This is a genomic window from Pseudomonas sp. Emmai (assembly GCF_055179735.1).
This window is the reverse complement of the sequence record NZ_CM143685.1, coordinates 1,492,393-1,509,803: the sequence shown is the minus strand read 5'-3', so window position 1 is coordinate 1,509,803 and position 17,411 is coordinate 1,492,393. Positions and strand designations below refer to the sequence as shown.

At 63.2% G+C, this 17,411-nt stretch carries 8 protein-coding genes; 5 read left to right on the top strand and 3 right to left on the bottom strand.

The annotated features are described in order from the left end of the window. Positions 1-13 precede the first annotated feature (13 nt). The 4 genes from nagA to nagE are packed head-to-tail and all read left to right on the top strand — an operon-like array spanning position 14 to position 6,435. On the top strand, positions 14-1,120 hold the full coding sequence (gene nagA / locus ACY4LX_RS06625; protein WP_463259480.1) for an N-acetylglucosamine-6-phosphate deacetylase: 1,107 nt from the start codon (positions 14-16) through the stop codon (positions 1,118-1,120). Then, a complete protein-coding gene (locus ACY4LX_RS06620) occupies positions 1,101-2,123 on the top strand; it encodes an SIS domain-containing protein (protein WP_149657455.1) in 1,023 nt (340 codons plus the stop codon). Before nagA ends, ACY4LX_RS06620 begins: the two co-directional genes overlap by 20 nt. Positions 2,124-2,176: 53 nt before the next feature. Further along, on the top strand, positions 2,177-4,693 hold the full coding sequence (ptsP, locus tag ACY4LX_RS06615; protein ID WP_463259479.1) for a phosphoenolpyruvate--protein phosphotransferase: 2,517 nt from the start codon (positions 2,177-2,179) through the stop codon (positions 4,691-4,693). 32 nt (positions 4,694-4,725) lie between these two features. Next, positions 4,726-6,435, top strand: coding sequence for an N-acetylglucosamine-specific PTS transporter subunit IIBC (gene nagE, locus ACY4LX_RS06610; RefSeq protein ID WP_149657457.1), 1,710 nt, complete (start codon positions 4,726-4,728; stop codon positions 6,433-6,435). A gap of 101 nt (positions 6,436-6,536) precedes the next feature. Here nagE and ACY4LX_RS06605 read toward each other — a convergent pair whose 3' ends face one another. Then, the gene (locus ACY4LX_RS06605; RefSeq protein ID WP_463259478.1) at positions 6,537-6,866 is read right to left on the bottom strand and encodes a DUF6124 family protein; all 330 of its coding nucleotides are present in this window, start codon (positions 6,864-6,866) and stop codon (positions 6,537-6,539) included. A gap of 461 nt (positions 6,867-7,327) precedes the next feature. On the opposite strand from ACY4LX_RS06605, the gene ACY4LX_RS06600 reads away from it, so the two are divergent. Continuing rightward, complete coding sequence (locus ACY4LX_RS06600; RefSeq protein ID WP_463259477.1) at positions 7,328-13,075, top strand: membrane-targeted effector domain-containing toxin; 5,748 nt, start codon at positions 7,328-7,330, stop codon at positions 13,073-13,075. Between the two features lie 86 nt (positions 13,076-13,161). On the opposite strand, the gene ACY4LX_RS06595 is transcribed toward ACY4LX_RS06600, so the two are convergent. Further along, positions 13,162-13,473: an NGG1p interacting factor NIF3 gene (locus ACY4LX_RS06595; protein ID WP_463259476.1), complete on the bottom strand. Its 312-nt coding sequence runs from the start codon at positions 13,471-13,473 to the stop codon at positions 13,162-13,164. Positions 13,474-13,493: 20 nt separating this feature from the next. Continuing rightward, positions 13,494-17,390, bottom strand: coding sequence for a phosphoribosylformylglycinamidine synthase (gene purL, locus ACY4LX_RS06590; protein ID WP_463259475.1), 3,897 nt, complete (start codon positions 17,388-17,390; stop codon positions 13,494-13,496). Between the last annotated feature and the right edge of the window lie 21 nt (positions 17,391-17,411).

Sequence of the window (17,411 nt, the reverse complement as noted above, 5' to 3'; positions counted from 1 at the left end):
AGCGAGAACCGAAATGTCCGAAGACAACATCCTCACCGCCCACGGCTGGGTTCGCGGCCGGCTGATTCACCAACACGGCAAAGTCGTGTCCATCGAAGGCGTGCCTTGCGACCCGGCCGACAACGACCTGCCTTACCTGCTGCCGGGTTTCATCGACCTGCACGTTCATGGCGGCGGTGGCAAAGACATCATGGAAGGCGCGAGCGCCTTCGAAACCATCACCAAAACCCACGTGCGTTTCGGCACCACCTCGCTGCTGGCCACCACCATGACCGCGCCGAGCGAAGAGATTTCCAGCGTGCTCAAAGCCGTCGGCGAGTTCTGCGAGCAGCGCCCGACCGGCAGCGCCCGGGTCCTCGGCGTGCACCTCGAAGGCCCGTACATCAACCCCGGCAAACTCGGGGCCCAACCGAACTTCGCCCACACCGCGTTGATGGCCGAAGTCGAGGCGTACCTGGCACTCGCGCCAATCCGCGTCATCACCATCGCCCCGGAAATCGCCGGCCACGACGCCTTGATCCGCGCCCTCAGCGCCCGTGGCGTGCGCATGCAAATCGGCCACACCCTCGGCAGTTACGAGGAAGGCGTGGCGGCGCTGGAGGCCGGCGCCAGCAGTTTCACCCACCTCTATAACGCCATGAGCCCGCTGCATCACCGCGAGCCCGGCATCGTCGGCGCGGCTCTGGCACACGCCAAATACGCCGAGCTGATTCCGGATCTGCTGCACGTGCATCCCGGCGCCATGCGCGTGGCCCTGCGCTCGATCCCGTGCCTGTATTGCGTCACCGATTCCACCGCCGCCGCCGGCATGCCCGACGGTGAATACAAGCTCGGCAGCCACACCGTGACCAAGTGCCTGGGCGGCGTGCGCCTGGCCGACGGCACTTTGGCAGGCAGCACCCTGACCATGGATCAGGCCCTGCGCAACCTGGTGAAGATCGGTTTGCCGATTGCCGAAGCCTCACAACGCCTTTCGCAATTCCCCGCCGACTACCTCGGTATTAACGAACGCGGGCGCCTGGAACCCGGTGCCTGGGCCGACTGCGTGCGGCTGGATCGCTCACTCACACTGACCGCCGTCATGGTCGAAGGAGAAGACATTGACTTCAAAAATGCTTGAAGAGGCGCTGTCCTCGTTCGAGGCCGTGCAAGCCCAATTGCAGCAACTGGACCCGCAGATGATCGAGATCGCCGGGCGCCTGCGCCGTCAGCCGCCGCAAGTGGCGATGACCGTGGCCCGGGGCAGCTCCGACCACGCGGCGAGTTACTTCGCCTACCTGACCATGCAGCAACTGGGGATTCCGGTGGCGTCGTTGCCGATGTCGGTGGTGACCATGCAGCAAGCGCCGTTGAAGGTCAGCGGCCAGGTGGCGTTCGCCTTCTCGCAATCGGGGCAAAGTCCGGATTTGGTGAACAGCCTGCGTCTGTTGCGCAAGCGTGGCGCCTTGAGCATTTCGATGGTCAACGCGGCGGACTCGCCGCTGGAAGCCGCGTGTGAATTCAGCCTGCCACTGTTGGCCGGCACCGAAAGCAGCGTCGCGGCCACCAAGAGTTTTATCGCCACCCTCAGCGCCAGCGCACGCTTGATCGCCCACTGGAAAGAAGATGTGGAATTGCTGGAGGCCGGCAACGCCCTGCCGGAAGGCCTGCGCGAGGCGGCGCAACAGGACTGGAGCCTGGCCATCGACGCCCTGCGCGATTGCGAACGCCTGATGGTGATCGGCCGTGGCGCCGGTTTCGCCATCGCCCAGGAAGCCGCACTGAAGTTCAAGGAAACCTCGGCGATCCAGGCCGAAGCCTTCAGCAGTGCCGAAGTCCGGCACGGCCCGATGGCCTTGATCGGCGAGCAATACCCATTGCTGGTGTTCGCCCCGCGCGGTGCCGAACAGGCCGGTTTGCTCAGCCTGGCCGCCGACATGCGCCAGCGCGGCGCCCGTGTATTGCTGGCCGCACCGGATGACGTCAGTGAACGCGACCTGACCCTGACCCGCGCCGAACACCCGGCCCTTGATCCGATTCTGGCGATCCAGAGTTTCTATGTGATGGCGGCTGGTTTGGCCGTCGCCCGAGGCATGGACCCGGACCAGCCACGGCACTTGAGCAAAGTGACGCGCACCCATTGAGTCGAAGGGTGCGATCGATCCGAACCGAATTGTTTACTGATGAGTACCGAGCCATGCACAACAATAATAAAGAGCTGACCCTCAGCGCCCCGCTCAGCGGCCCGGTGCTCACGCTCGCCAGAGTCCCGGACCCGGTGTTCGCCAGTGGCGCCATGGGTGACGGGATTGCTATCGATCCATTGAATGACACCCTTCACGCGCCTTGCGCCGGCGTGGTGGTGCATGTCGCCCGTACCGGCCACGCCGTGACCTTGCGCGCCGACAACGGTGCCGAGTTGCTGCTGCACCTGGGCCTCGACACCGTCGAGTTGCAGGGTGAAGGCTTTTCGATGCTGGTCAAGGAAGGTGCGCGGGTTTCTAACGGCCAGCCGCTGTTGCGCTATGACCTGGACAAGGTCGCGCAGCAGTGCAAAAGCCTGGTCAGCCTGATGATCCTGACCAACAGCCAGGACTTCCAGGCGCGACCGATCACCCTGAAACCGGTGAAGGTCGGCGATCCGCTGCTGCATATCGTGCGGCGGTTGGCCAATGGCGTGCCGGTCGAAGTCGACGTTTGCGGCATCGAAGTTCACGGTCATGTCCGCATCGCCCATCGCGGTGGTTTGCACGCTCGGCCGGCGGCGCTGATTCGGCAGACGGCGCAAGGCTTCAAGAGCCAGTCGCGGCTGCATTTCGCCGGCAAATCGGCGCCCTGTGACAGCTTGATCGGGCTGATGAGCCTAGCCATCGGCGAGCAGGAAGACGTTCAGGTCAGCAGTCAGGGCCCGGACGCTGAAGCGGCGTTGCAGGCGTTGTTGACTGCGTTATCCACCGCGTTGGCGCAAGACAGTCACACCGCTGCGCCAGCGCCGATTGCTCAACGCAATCGCCCGGCCGAAGCGGGTGTGTTGCATGGCGTTTGCGCCGCGCCCGGTCTGGTCGCCGGGCCGCTGTTTCGCTTGAACGCGATCAGCCTGCCAGTGGACGCCGGCAGCCACGATCCTGAGCAACAACGGCAAGCCCTTGATGCCGCGTTGGTCGTGGTGCGCAGCGAAATCGATCACACGCTGACCCAGGCCCGCAAGCACAAGCACACCGACGAGGAAGCGATCTTCGCCGCGCACCTCGCGCTGCTGGAAGACCCGGCGTTGCTGGACGCAGCGGCGCACTCCATCGACAACGGCAGCGCCGCGACCCACGCCTGGAGCCAGGCCATCGACGTTCAGTGCGAGGTCCTGCAGCAACTCGGCAGCCCGTTGCTGGCCGAACGCGCCAATGATTTGCGTGACCTCAAGCAACGAGTACTGCGCGCCCTGCTGGGGGAAACCTGGCATTACGACATTCCCGCTGGCGCCATCGTGGCGGCCCATGAACTGACGCCGTCCGATCTGCTGCAACTGAGTCAGCATGGCGTTGCGGGCCTGTGCATGGCAGCGGGTGGCGCGACCTCTCATGTGGCGATTCTCGCCCGGGGCAAAGGCCTGCCGTGCCTGGTGGCGTTGGGTTCGACATTGCTGGATCAGGCGCAAGGCCAAGCGGTGGTACTGGATGCCGATGGCGGTCGCCTCGAACTGACGCCGAGCGCCGAACGCCTGGCCGAGGTGCGTCAGGCGCAAATCGATCATCAGCAACGTCGCGCCCAGCAACAGGCGCAAGCGCACACCCCGGCGTTGACCCTCGATGGCTCGCACATTGAAGTCGCGGCCAATGTGGCGTCCAGTGCCGAAGCGGCGGATGCCCTGGCCAATGGCGCCGACGGCGTCGGCCTGCTGCGTACCGAGTTTCTGTTCGTCGATCGCAACACCGCGCCGGACGAACAGGAACAACGCCTCGCCTACCAAGCCGTGCTCGATGCCATGGGCGACAAGTCGGTGATCATCCGCACTATCGACGTCGGCGGCGACAAACAACTCGACTACCTGCCACTGCCCGCCGAAGCCAACCCGGTGCTCGGCCTGCGCGGGATTCGCCTGGCTCAGGTGCGCCCGGAACTGCTCGATCAGCAACTGCGCGCGCTGCTGCACGTCAGCCCGTTATCGCGCTGCCGGATCCTGTTGCCGATGGTCACTGAAGTCGACGAGCTGCTGCACATCCGCCAACGCCTCGACGCCTTGTGCACCGAGCTGGAGCTGACTCAACGCCCGGAGCTTGGCGTGATGATCGAAGTCCCGGCCGCCGCGCTGTTGGCCGAACAACTGGCCGAGCACGCGGACTTCCTGTCCATCGGCACCAACGACTTGTCCCAATACACCCTGGCCATGGACCGCGACCATGCCGGCCTCGCCTCCCGGGTCGATGCGTTGCACCCGGCGCTGCTGCGTTTGATCGCGCAGACCTGCGCCGGTGCGGCGGTGCATAACCGTTGGGTCGGGGTTTGTGGGGCGCTCGCGTCGGATCCGTTGGCCACGCCAGTACTGATTGGTTTGGGGGTCAGCGAGTTGTCGGTGAGCCCGGTACAGATCGGCGAAATCAAGGATCGCGTCCGCCATCTCGACGCCAGCGAATGCCGGCGCCTCAGCCAGGGCTTGCTCAAGTTGAGCAGCGCCGGCGCGGTGCGTCACGCCTGTCATCAACATTGGCCTCTGAGCTGAACAACTAAAACAAGAATCCAGGGAGATACGCCATGTACCAATACTTCATCGAAGGCTTGCAGCGCCTCGGCCGCGCGCTGATGCTGCCGATCGCGATCCTGCCCATCGCCGGCCTGTTGCTGCGCCTGGGCGACACCGATCTGCTGAACATCGCGATCATCCACGACGCCGGCCAGGTGATCTTCGCCAACCTGGCGATGATCTTCGCCATCGGCATCGCGGTCGGTTTCGCCAAGGACAACAACGGCACTGCCGGGCTGGCCGGGGTCATTGGGTACCTGGTGATGGTGTCGACCCTCAAGGTGCTCGACGCCAGCATCAACATGGGCATGCTCGCCGGGATCGTCAGTGGCTTGATGGCCGGCGCGCTGTACAACCGCTTCAAGGACATCAAGTTGCCGGAGTACCTGGCGTTCTTCGGCGGCCGGCGTTTCGTGCCCATCGTCACCGGTTTCGCCGCCGTCGGCCTGGGGTTGATCTTCGGCCTGGTCTGGCCGCCGATCCAGCAAGGCATCAACAGTTTCGGCGCATTGATGATGGAAAGCGGCAGCTTCGGCGCGTTCGTTTTCGGCGTGTTCAACCGCCTGCTGATCGTCACGGGCCTGCACCACATCCTCAACAACATGGCGTGGTTTGTGTTCGGCAACTTCACCGACCCGACCACCGGCGCCATCGTCACCGGCGATCTGTCGCGCTACTTTGCCGGCGATCCGAAGGGCGGCCAGTTCATGACCGGCATGTTCCCGATGATGATCTTCGGCCTGCCCGCCGCGTGCCTGGCGATGTACCGCAACGCCTTGCCGGAGCGGCGCAAGGTCATGGGCGGGATCTTCCTGTCGATGGCGCTGACGTCGTTTTTGACTGGTGTAACCGAGCCGATTGAGTTTGCCTTCATGTTCCTCGCGCCGATGCTGTATCTGGTGCACGCCGTGCTGACCGGCCTGTCGATGGCCATCACCAACATGCTGAACATCCACCTCGGGTTTACCTTCTCCGGCGGCTTCATCGACATGGTCCTGGGCTGGGGCAAATCCACCAACGGCTGGCTGGTGATCCCGGTCGGTTTGGCCTACGCGGCGATCTACTACCTGGTGTTTGATTTCTGCATTCGCCGCTTCAACCTGAAGACGCCGGGGCGTGAAGATGTTTTTTCAGGCGAGAAAGTGGTGGTCGCGGCGAACGAGCGTGCCGGGGCCTATATCAAGGCGTTGGGCGGCGCGGACAACCTGATCACCGTCGGCGCCTGCACCACGCGCCTGCGACTGGACATGGTGGATCGCAACAAGGCCAACGATGTCGAGCTCAAAGCCCTGGGCGCAATGGCCGTGGTGCGTCCGGGCAAGGGCGGGAGTTTGCAGGTGGTGGTCGGGCCGATGGCCGACAGCATCGCCGATGAGATTCGCCTGGCGATGCCCGCTCTGGGTCGTGGGGTTATCGCTGCCCCTGCCCCTGTGGTCGACGTGGTGAAACCCGTAGCGACACCGGAAGCGCAGCAGTGGCTGAATGCCTTGGGCGGTGGCGACAATGTGCTGCAAATGGACTGCATCGCCATGACCCGGATTCGCCTGCAACTGGCGGATGGCAAGGCGTTGTCGGAGTGTCAGTTGAAGGAATTGGGCTGCCAGGGTGTCAGCCAGCTTGAAGGTGGCATTTGGCACCTGCTGATTGGCGACAAGGCGCCGAGTTTGAGTGGGGCGTTGGAGGCGTTGGTTAATCGCAGTGAGGTGAGTGCCAAGGTTTAGATCTTTGGCGCCTGACCTGCCGTCTTCGCGGGCAAGCCACGCTCCTACAGGTTGATTGCATTCCCCTGTAGGAGCGAGGCTTGCCCGCGAAGGGGCCGGGTCTATTCACGCGGGTCGATCTGATCCAGCACCCGGTTCGCTGTGATTTCCGCCAGCATCACGCTGTTGGAGATGCCCAGCAGGGCGTTGCGTGAGCTGCCGTCCAGCAGGTCCACCAGGTTGTGGACCAGCACGTCGACCGAGGCCAGGGTCTCGACCAGGTAGGTCATCAGGGTTTCGCTGCTGGCGTTTGGATTAACGGCAAACAGGGTGCAGGGTTTGCGCGGTGTGGCTTTGATGTCGGCGGATGAGGGGATGTCGCGTAGTTGTGATTCGGGTTGTTGCGGGGATGTTGGGTCGGTTTCTGGCGGATCGGGCGTCACTTTAGTCATAAGTCAGTTCTCAGATCGGGCGCCAACCCTTCTGCTGCTAAACGAGGGGGAGGCAGCTGTGCGCAGGTTAGCAGACCGGGGAACTAACAAAACCGGCGCGCCCGAAGACGCCCTGCACACAGCTACCATCGAGTGCTGGCATGGAAATGCCTGACTGACGGAGCTTGTGCATCTTGTTAATTGTCCTGGGCTGCTAAACCCGACCACTGATGGGCAGCGGTGCGGAAACGATAGAGGCCAGCCCCAAGGCACACAAGCCGGCGGATTCTGGCGTAGCCGTAGGCAACGGCGCAAGATTTTGTAGGTCTCGGGAAGTAACTCAGAAGTGGTTTTAAACAAGCCGTGTTTAAACGCCTGACACGCACATCCCACGCGGCGAAAGGTGGTAACTATGTACCGCCACCGCCCACGCGCCCCACTCCAAGCTGAAGGTTATTCCCATCAGCCTGGAGACCGTGCCGATGAGCACACCCACCGCCGCGCCGCCCTTTGAAGAGATCAAAGGCTATCTCAACCAGATCGGTCATCATCTGTTCAAGACCCAAACCCCTTTGCTGCCCGAACAAAAAACCTCGGCCGAGCAGGTCTACCTGACACGCCTGAACGGCCTTCTGAAAAACTACCGCGAGCCGTTTCTGCGCCGCTGCCGCGCGCACTACCAGGCGCTGGCGGACAGTGATTTGCACAGCCAGGCCGGGCAAACGCTGCTCGCGACACTCAGGGCCACGCTCATCGCGCATTTGGCGGACATGGACCTGCGGGACTTGATCGACGGCAAGCCTGCCAAGTCCTTCATGACCTTTGAGGCCGGGTTCACCGCCATCGAACACGAAGCCCGGTGGGCGGTCCAGGATCGCTTGCTGCATCCGCAGGCCGGCAAGATGCTGGAAAGCCTGGCACTGGGGCCAGCCCTGCGCCCAGGCTTGTATGCCTTGCAGTTCAGCTATCAGGAACACACTGTCGAACTGGCCGGGGCTTTTGTCGCCACGGAAAAAAACAGCCCCGTGACCAACGATTTACTGACGCTGCAAAACGTCGGCCAGGTCCTGCTGTTCACGCCCTCGCGAGGGGTCGAGTCCTTCGACTCGCTGGCCGCGCTCAACAGTCATTTGTCGCAGCACATGCAGCACGCCGCCGGGCGCAGTGACTTCATGCAGATGCTGCCGACGCGCTATCACGCCTTGAGCGAATCCGGCATCTGGCCATTGCAGTTGTCGCCCATCGACAGCACCCCCTTGTTTGAACACCTCTACGACGCGCTGATCGACAAACGCACCCGGGATATCGAGCGGGCCTTGAGTTTTGCCGACAACCCCGAGCACGACAGCGGCCAATTGCTCCGCGCCCTCGACCGCGCCATCGACGCCGCCCTGCCGGACCTCACGCCCCGCCTCGAACTTCACGCCCAAGCCCTGCTTGAACGCAGCCTGCGTTACAGCGCACCGGACTGGTATCGCAGCGCCAGTGAAGACCGCCGGGCAGAACTGGCGTTGCGTCTGCGTCATTACAACCAGGCGCGGCAACGTTTGCTGGACCTGCTGGGCCCCGCCGCCAGTCCGCAAGCCCTGGCCCGTGACGCCTGGCTTGAACGGCTCGGCGATGAGCTGGAAATCCATGACCTGGAACCACAACACCTGCACCTGCGCACCCGCCGTTACGTCGCCGGTTTTGGTGTCTATGAACATTCGCGAGACCTGATCGAGCTGGCCTTGCGCGGCGCCCATACCGGAGACGCGTTGCCCGGCTCGGACTTCCTGGAAAAAACCACCCTCACCTACCACGGCGCGCCCCTGCACGAATCGCACATGGACCTGACCCCGGCGTGGCTGATTCAGCAACTGGACACCCTGCACCCGCGTGTGGATTTTGCCGAGGTGCAAACCCGGATGCATGCCCGCCCCGAAATCAGGCGGGCCATCGAGCAGATGCTCGATCAGCGGATCGACGCACTGGCCTACACCGCGTATCTGCAAGGTCATCTGCGCGACGACGACCTGCAATTGATCCAGCGCCTGCGCGCCGGCAGCGATACGCGACTGAGCGCCGCAACCCTGGGGGCCGGCACCCTGTCGCTGCATGGCGCGCAACTGCAGGATGTGTGGGTGCTGCGCCAGGCGGACGACCACGGAACGATCAAACGCTTGCTGCTCTGCACCCCCGAAGCGCCGCGAGACCAGCAATTCCAGGCGTTCGACAGCGAGGCCGCTTGCCAACAACACATCCTCGGCTGGGCCCTGAACAACGGTGACGCCGCTGCCGCCCGCATGACCGAGTACTTGATCACCCGGGCGCCCCTGCGTTTTCGCCCCAGCCTGCGCCAGGTGCTGGCCGGCCTGAGCTTCAAACCCCAGGACCGGGAATACCAGGAAGTCCGGTTCACGGTCGCCGTTAGCCATCGCGATTGCCTGAGGTCGATGGCCGAGCATGTGCTGGCCACGCGGGTCGACGACTATGAGTTCACCACGCCGGGCTGGTATCGCTCAGCCAGCGCCCAAGACAGGCAAAAGCTCTCGTCCCTGGCCGAAGACGCCGAAGGCGCCTTGCGCACTTTCAACGATCATCCGGCCTCGGAAAGCCGGTTTCCGGACTTCGATACCTACCTGCATGAGCAGGCCCAGGCACGCTTGAACGAACTGCTGGGACGCAGCGCCAACGACGTCGATCCGGACACCGTGTGGGCGTATTCGCCCCCTGTCCTTGCCGGCACCACACCGCCACCGCTGAGCTATACCCAGCTGTACCGCGACGGCTATGCCGACGGCGTGGGTTTTCTCGATGAAAAGTTCTCCCATTCGGCGCGCTTCAAAGGCCCGCAAGGTGTGGACCTGAGCCGCCTGACGGCGCAAAACGTCGCACGCTCGGTCACCGGGGTGTGGATCGGCCAGCGTTACATCGACAAGGTCAGGACCGAACTGCAAAGCCCCGAGAGCCTCGGCTATGCGCTGCGGCGCAACACCACCCTGGCCATCACCCAGCGGCAGATGCAAAGCGCCGCGCTAGAGTGCCACCTGCAAGGGCACCTCACCGGCGTCGATCTGCAATGGCTGGAAGCGAGCATTGCCAACCTGGGCGACAGCTCGGCGTCGACGCGCAGCCAATACGCCTTGCACCCTTTGATGATCGACGGCGACTGGGTGATCGGCGCCTGGCTGTTCAGCCACGGCGACCGCCCGGTTCTGCTCTACACCCCGCAAGCCCCCGACGGCATCAGCTTTCGCGAAGCGCGGTTGTTCAACTACCTGCTGAAAAAACAGCCCGGCATGATCGCTTACCTGACCCAACGGGTCGGCGTTCCATCCCGCACCCGCGTCCGCGCCTTCCTCGAAGAGGTCAGGCAACAACTGCCCGATCAACTGGACACCACCAGCGTCAGCCCGGCGCGCTACGACTCGACCCGTTCCGTGGCGGCCACGTCCGACATGCGCCATGCCCTGTACAACATGCAGTTGCAGCGCAAGATCGACGACGTCAACGCCACCACGGTCAACCGCACCCGGATGATCAGCGACCTCGTCTGGACCTGCGTCGAATGGGTGGCCGCGATCGCCACCGCGCCGTACCCGATCCTGAGCCTGAGCGCCGGCCTGCTGCTGGCGTTCAAGGACGCCATGCTCGCGCTGCACGCCTACAATCAGGGCGATACCACGGCGGCGCTTGAGCATTTCGCCGGTTACCTGCTCAACAGTGCCGGCGCCTTGTTCACCGACTTGCGCCCCGCCCTGCGCGCACTCAAACCCGTGGGGCGCTCGTTGCGCCTGAGCAGCGCCGGTGCCGAGCAAAGCCGCGCGATGCAACTGATCCGGCAACTGGAACCCGCCGCGCTGCCCCCGACGGACATGCGCGCGGTGGTGTTCGAAGGGCGGACCCTTTGGACGACGAACACCCCGGATGCGATCGGCCGCTACTTGCTGTATCGCCTGGACCCGCACGGCCAATGGGCCTCGACCGGACGCCTGGTCACGCCAGATGCCGACGGCGTCCTGGTACGCAGCGGTGTGTCCGGCGGCGGACCAAAATATCAACCGGTGCAGGAAACCCCCGGGCCGCACAAAGACTACGGGATACCGGCGAAACACCGGGATCGGCTCGAAGGCATCCTGGACCCGCAATGCAGGACCGAAATGGTCAACATGGGCGAATTGATGTTCAACTCCGCGCAGCCGGTGCTGGACAAAGCCGTCAAGCAGTTGGGCAATGCGCGCACCGCCTACCTGCAACAGGTCGGGCGGTTGACCACGGACGCGCAGGCCTTTTTCAGGGGGCTCGGCCCGCTGCCCGCCGCGCCCCGGATCCTTCCGGTCCAGACCGACCTGTCCATAACGCAGTGGCTAGCCAGCGACACCTTTGCCGGTAACAAGAGCCTAATCATCGGTGCCGTACCGGGCTCCCTCGCCAGCAAACAACTGTTGATCGCTCATATGGATGAGCTGATTGAAAAAGGCTTCAAGCGCCTGTACGTGGAATACCTGCCGGGTGACGTCTTCCCGATCAAACTGGAAAAGCTCAACACAGGCAAATCCTGGCGGCACATCGAGAAGCACCTCAAGGCCATGGACACAGCCCTCGGTCACGCGCCGGACGCGGAGTATTGCTACCTCGCCCTGGTGCGCAAAGCCAGGGACAAGGGTCTGCAAATACGCGCCCTGGATGCCTCGACCTGTTATCAACTGGAGGATGCCCTGCTCATGGGCGAGACCTCGCCGACCACGCCACGGGATAACGCCGTGAGGAATTTCTATTCCCACAAAGTCATTGCCGGCGATGTCGTCGACGCCCCGCACGAGCGCTGGATCGCCCTGGTCGAACAGTCACGCCTGCGGACATTCAACGACACCCCCGGCCTGGCGGACCTGCAAAATGCCGTGGCGCTGCGCGTCGAAGACGTCGGGCTGGATCAACCGGCGGGCATCTGGGCCGATACCGCAGGCGCCATGCCCGGGGATGCACTGGCCAAAGCCGACTACCGAATGGCAGTGCCCACTGCCTACAAGGCACCCGCGCCGAGCACACCGGCGGCAGCGATTGCCCCCGAACCCGGCGTTCAGCATTTCAGCGCTTTCGACATCGCCCCAGCCTTGCGCGAGGACGTTGCCCGCCTATCCCGTCAGCCCCATGGTCTGGACAGCCGCTACGCACCAGCGAGTCAGAGCAGGCAAGGCCCGTTCATGGCCTTTCTCGAACGGCGCTCCAGCCTGAACACCACCGCCAAGCAGTTTTTTGCCGACTACGTGCCCCCCGGCAGGCCGGCACTGCCTGAGATCACCGCAAGCACGACGCCGGAATCGTTTCTGAAACAGGTGGCCGACAGCCCACTGGCGGGGCTGGTGATCGGTGAGGGCCATACCCACGAGTCGAGCAAGGCGTTGCTCAGAAAGCAGATGAAAAACATCAAGAAGCTGGGATTCAAGACCCTCTACGTCGAGCACCTGCTGACCGACCTGCACCAGGCCCACCTGGATGCCTTCCACTTGACCCAGCGAATGCCCAACCGCCTCAAGACCTACCTCAAAAACCAGGACGTGGGCCACATGGGGCCCTTCTACACCGGCGCCGATACCTACTCGGAAGTGATCCAGGCTGCTGGCAAGTACGGCATCCGCGTCAGGGCCATCGACTGCACCGCCAGCTATCACATCAAAGGAATGGAGGACGGGGACCTTACGCGAAACCAGATGTTCAGCTACTTCGCCGCCCAGGTCATCCGCGCCGATCAGGCGACACAGGGCCCGCACAAATGGATCGCCTTCGTCGGCAGCGCCCACACCAACAATAACCTTGGGGTGCCGGGGCTGGCGGAAATGCTCGGTGCAGTCAGCCTGCATGTCAGGGATACCGCACCGGCGCGGGCCAGGAGCATCCACCGTGGTTTCTGGGAAACCGACCCCACGTCACTGACGACGCGGGCCTTGCGCAGCGACTTCATACTGGACGTCGGCATTGCCGGCATGCCAAGACCGGCGGCCATCGTTCCAGTCGACCGATCAAGATTGACCGTGGCCGGGCACTACCTGATCGAACGCCCGTCCACGGCAGAGATCAATTTGCTGCACAAATCCGGCAACGGGGACATCGTTTCCACCCCGATCCAGATCGACGATAACGGGCTGTTTTTTATCAATCGCTGGGTCAAGCAGACGCGACGTTTCAAATCCCTGCTCGAACTGCTCAACATGCTCCGGCAAGAGGTGCACCTGACGCCTGCGCCATGAAGCAATGAACACGTCGTAAAGATCCCGCCCAATAAAAAACCCGCTGATTTGCATCAGCGGGTTTCTCATTTCAGCAGCCCGGAAGATCAGAAATCTTCCAGCCGCCACACTTCGTAAGCCGGCGTCTCGTAGGGATGGCTGAGTTTCAACGCGGCCACCACGGCCACGATCAACTCATCCGCCACCACCAGCTCAACTTTCCATTCCTCAACCTGTTCGACCTGCCCCGCTTCGCCAATAAACGGCTGACTGCCGTCCAGTGGACGAAACTGGCCCAGACCGAGCACCTGCCACGCGCAGTGATCATAAGCACCGATCCGCCCGCCACCGGCGGCGAATACGGCGCTTTTCACGTCTTCGACGTGACTGGTTGGAACAAAAAAACTGAGCTTGTACACAGCGCTTGGTTCACCCGCTCTTAGTTCACCCAGACGCGCGCATTACGGAACATACGCATCCAAGGTGCGTCTTCGTTCCAGTCTTCCGAACGCCACGAGTTCTGCACGGCGCGGAACACGCGTTCCGGGTGCGGCATCATGATCGTGACGCGACCGTCGCGGCTGGTCAGCCCGGTGATCCCGCGCGGCGAGCCGTTCGGGTTGGCCGGGTATTTCTCGGTGACCTTGCCGTGGTTGTCGACGAAACGCATCGCCACGCAACCGGACAGATCGGCTTCCAGCAATGCTTCTTCGTTTTCGAACTCGGCATGACCTTCACCGTGAGCGATGGCGATCGGCATGCGCGAACCGGCCATGCCTTGCAGGAAGATCGAGTTCGACTCCTGGACCTGGACCATCGCCACGCGGGCTTCGAACTGCTCGGAACGGTTACGCACGAAGTGCGGCCAGAACTCGCTGCCCGGGATCAGCTCGTGCAGGTTGGACATCATCTGGCAACCGTTGCACACGCCGAGGGTGAAGCTGTCGTTACGTTCGAAGAAACCCTGGAACGCATCGCGAGCGCGGCTGTTGAACAGCGCGGACTTGGCCCAGCCTTCGCCGGCACCCAATACGTCGCCGTAGGAGAAACCGCCGCAAGCGACCAGACCTTTGAACTCGTTCAGGTCAACACGGCCAGCCAGGATATCGCTCATGTGCACGTCGATCGCGTTGAAACCGGCGCGGTCGAAGGCTGCGGCCATTTCCACCTGACCGTTGACGCCCTGCTCACGCAGTACGGCAACTTGTGGGCGAATGTTTTTCTTGATGTAAGGCGCGGCGACGTCCTGGTTGACGTCGTAGCTCAGCTTGACGCTCAGGCCCGGATTGTCTTCCTCCAGCAACACGTCGAACTCTTGCTCGGCGCAGTCGGCGTTGTCACGCAGACGCTGGATCTGGTAGCTGGTTTCAGCCCAGGTACGTTGCAGCAGACGACGCTGCCCTTCGAACACGGTTTCGCCGTTGAAGGTGATGTTGATCTGGCCGTTGTTCATCGGCTGACCGATTACCGACACGCAGTCACCCAGACCGGCCGCGCTGAACTGCGCGAGGATGTCTGGCGTCGCGTCCTGGCGAACCTGGATCACGGCGCCCAGTTCTTCGTTGAACAGGATCGCGGCGATGTCGGCGGACGTTTCCGCCAGACCGTCGAGGTTCAGGCTCAAACCGCAGTGACCGGCGAAGGCCATTTCCACGACGCTGGTCAGCAGACCACCGTCGGAACGGTCGTGGTACGCCAGCAGGTGCCCGTCGGCATTGAGGCCCTGGATCACGGCGAAGAAGGCTTTGAGGTCTTCGGCATCATCGACGTCCGGCGCTTGCGAGCCGAGCTTGCCGTGCACCTGGGCCAGGATCGAGGCGCCCATGCGGTTCTGGCCACGGCCCAGATCGATCAGGATCAGGTCGGTGGTGCCCTTGTCCATGCGCAGTTCCGGGGTCAGGGTCTGACGGATGTCAGCCACTGGCGCGAAACCGGTCACGATCAGGGACATTGGCGAAGTGACGGTCTTGTCGACGCCTTCGTCGTTCCAGCGCGTGGCCATGGACATGGAGTCCTTGCCCACCGGAATGGTAATGCCCAGGTCCGGGCACAATTCCATGCCGACTGCTTTCACGGTGTCGTACAGACGCGCGTCTTCACCCGGGTGACCGGCGGCGGACATCCAGTTCGCCGACAACTTGATGTCGGAGATCTTGTTGATGCGCGAAGCCGCGATGTTGGTCAGGGTTTCGCCGATGGCCATGCGGCCCGACGCCGGAGCGTCCAGCAGCGCCAGCGGAGTACGCTCGCCCATGGCCATGGCTTCACCGGTGTAGACGTCGAAACTGGTGGCGGTGACGGCAACGTCGGCCACCGGAACCTGCCACGGGCCGACCATTTGGTCACGGGCCACAAGACCGGTGATGGTGCGGTCGCCGATGGTGATCAGGAAGCTTTTGCTGGCCACGGCCGGGTGATGCAGGACGCGTTCAACGCAGTCGGCAATCTCGAGCGTCGACGGATCGAAGTCGTCGCCCAGTTCGTTTTCACGAACAGCGGAACGGTGCATGCGTGGGGCTTTGCCCAGCAGCACTTCCAGTGGCATGTCCACTGGGCTGTTGCCGAAGTGACTGTCGGTGACCGTCAGTTGCGGTTCGGCAGTGGCTTCGCCGACGACGGCAAACGGGCAACGCTCACGTTCGCAGATCGCCTGGAAGCGTTCGAAGTCAGCCGGGCCGACCGCCAGAACGTAGCGCTCCTGGGATTCGTTACTCCAGATTTCGTGCGGGGCCATGCCCGGCTCGTCGTTTGGAATGTTGCGCAGTTCGAAGCGGCCACCGCGGTTGCCGTCGTTGACCAGTTCCGGGAAGGCGTTGGACAGACCGCCCGCGCCCACGTCGTGGATGAAGCTGATCGGGTTTTTGTCGCCCAGTTGCCAGCAACGGTCGATGACTTCCTGGCAGCGGCGTTCCATCTCAGGGTTTTCGCGCTGTACCGAAGCGAAGTCCAGGTCCGCCGAGCTGGTGCCGGTGGCCATGGAGGAAGCCGCGCCGCCACCCAGACCGATCAGCATCGCCGGGCCGCCGAGGACGATCAGCTTGGAGCCGACGGTGATTTCGGCTTTCTGTACGTGTTCGGCACGGATGTTACCCATGCCGCCGGCCAGCATGATCGGCTTGTGGTAACCGCGAACTTCGTCGCCACGGGGGGTGGTGATCGACTGTTCGAAGGTACGGAAGTAACCGGTCAGGGCTGGACGGCCGAATTCGTTGTTGAACGCGGCGCCACCCAGTGGGCCTTCGATCATGATGTCCAGCGCGGTAACGATGCGCTCAGGCTTGCCGTACGGCACTTCCCACGGCTGTTCGAAGCCCGGAATTTGCAGGTTGGACACGGTGAAACCGGTCAGGCCGGCCTTTGGCTTGGCACCACGACCGGTGGCGCCTTCGTCGCGAATCTCGCCACCGCTACCGGTGGACGCGCCCGGGAACGGGGCAATCGCGGTCGGGTGGTTGTGGGTCTCGACTTTCATCAGGATGTGCACCGGCTCCTGCACCGCGCCGTACTGGCGGGTTTCAGGGTCCGGGAAGAAGCGACCGGCAACGTTGCCGACGATCACCGAAGCGTTGTCCTTATAAGCCGACAGAACGCCTTCGCTGTGCATCACGTAGGTGTTCTTGATCATGCCGAACAGGCTTTTTTCCTGGCTCTGGCCGTCGATGTCCCAACTGGCGTTGAAGATCTTGTGACGGCAGTGCTCGGAGTTCGCCTGGGCGAACATCATCAGTTCGATGTCGTGCGGGTTGCGCTTCAAGCCGATGAAGGCGTTGACCAGATAGTCGATCTCGTCTTCGGCCAGGGCCAGGCCCAGCTCGGTGTTGGCTTTTTCCAGCGCGGCGCGGCCGCCACCCAACACGTCGATCGCGGTCAGGGGCTTGGGTTCGGCGTGGCTGAACAGGCCGGCGGCCTGTTCGAGGTTGCCCAACACGATTTGCGTCATGCGGTCGTGCAGTACGTCAGCAATCAGCTGCGCTTCGGCGTCGCTGAACTGGCCGGCCACGTAGAACGCGATACCGCGTTCCAGGCGCTGGATTTTGCTCAGGCCGCAGTTGCGAGCGATGTCGCTGGCTTTACTGGACCACGGCGAAATGGTGCCGAAACGCGGCAACACCAGGAACAGACGACCGGTCGGTTCTTGCACCGGGACACTTGGGCCGTACTTCAGAAGGCGCGCGAGCACCTGCTGTTCGTCGCCGGTCAGGACGCCGGTGACTTCGGCGAAGTGAGCGAATTCAGCATACAAGCCGCTGACAGCCGGGACCTTCTGGCTCAGTTGCTCAAGGAGTTTGCTGTGGCGAAAGGCAGAAAGGGCAGGAGCGCCGCGCAGGATCAACATCTTCGGGACAGCCTCGGGAAG

Coding starts and splice junctions, on each gene's coding strand:
- nagE (WP_149657457.1), top strand. CDS start 4,726: ATGTACCAATACTTCATCGAAGGCTTGCAGCGCCTCGGCCGCGCGCTG.
- purL (WP_463259475.1), bottom strand. CDS start 17,390: ATGTTGATCCTGCGCGGCGCTCCTGCCCTTTCTGCCTTTCGCCACAGC.
- nagA (WP_463259480.1), top strand. CDS start 14: ATGTCCGAAGACAACATCCTCACCGCCCACGGCTGGGTTCGCGGCCGG.
- ACY4LX_RS06605 (WP_463259478.1), bottom strand. CDS start 6,866: ATGACTAAAGTGACGCCCGATCCGCCAGAAACCGACCCAACATCCCCG.
- ACY4LX_RS06600 (WP_463259477.1), top strand. CDS start 7,328: ATGAGCACACCCACCGCCGCGCCGCCCTTTGAAGAGATCAAAGGCTAT.
- ptsP (WP_463259479.1), top strand. CDS start 2,177: ATGCACAACAATAATAAAGAGCTGACCCTCAGCGCCCCGCTCAGCGGC.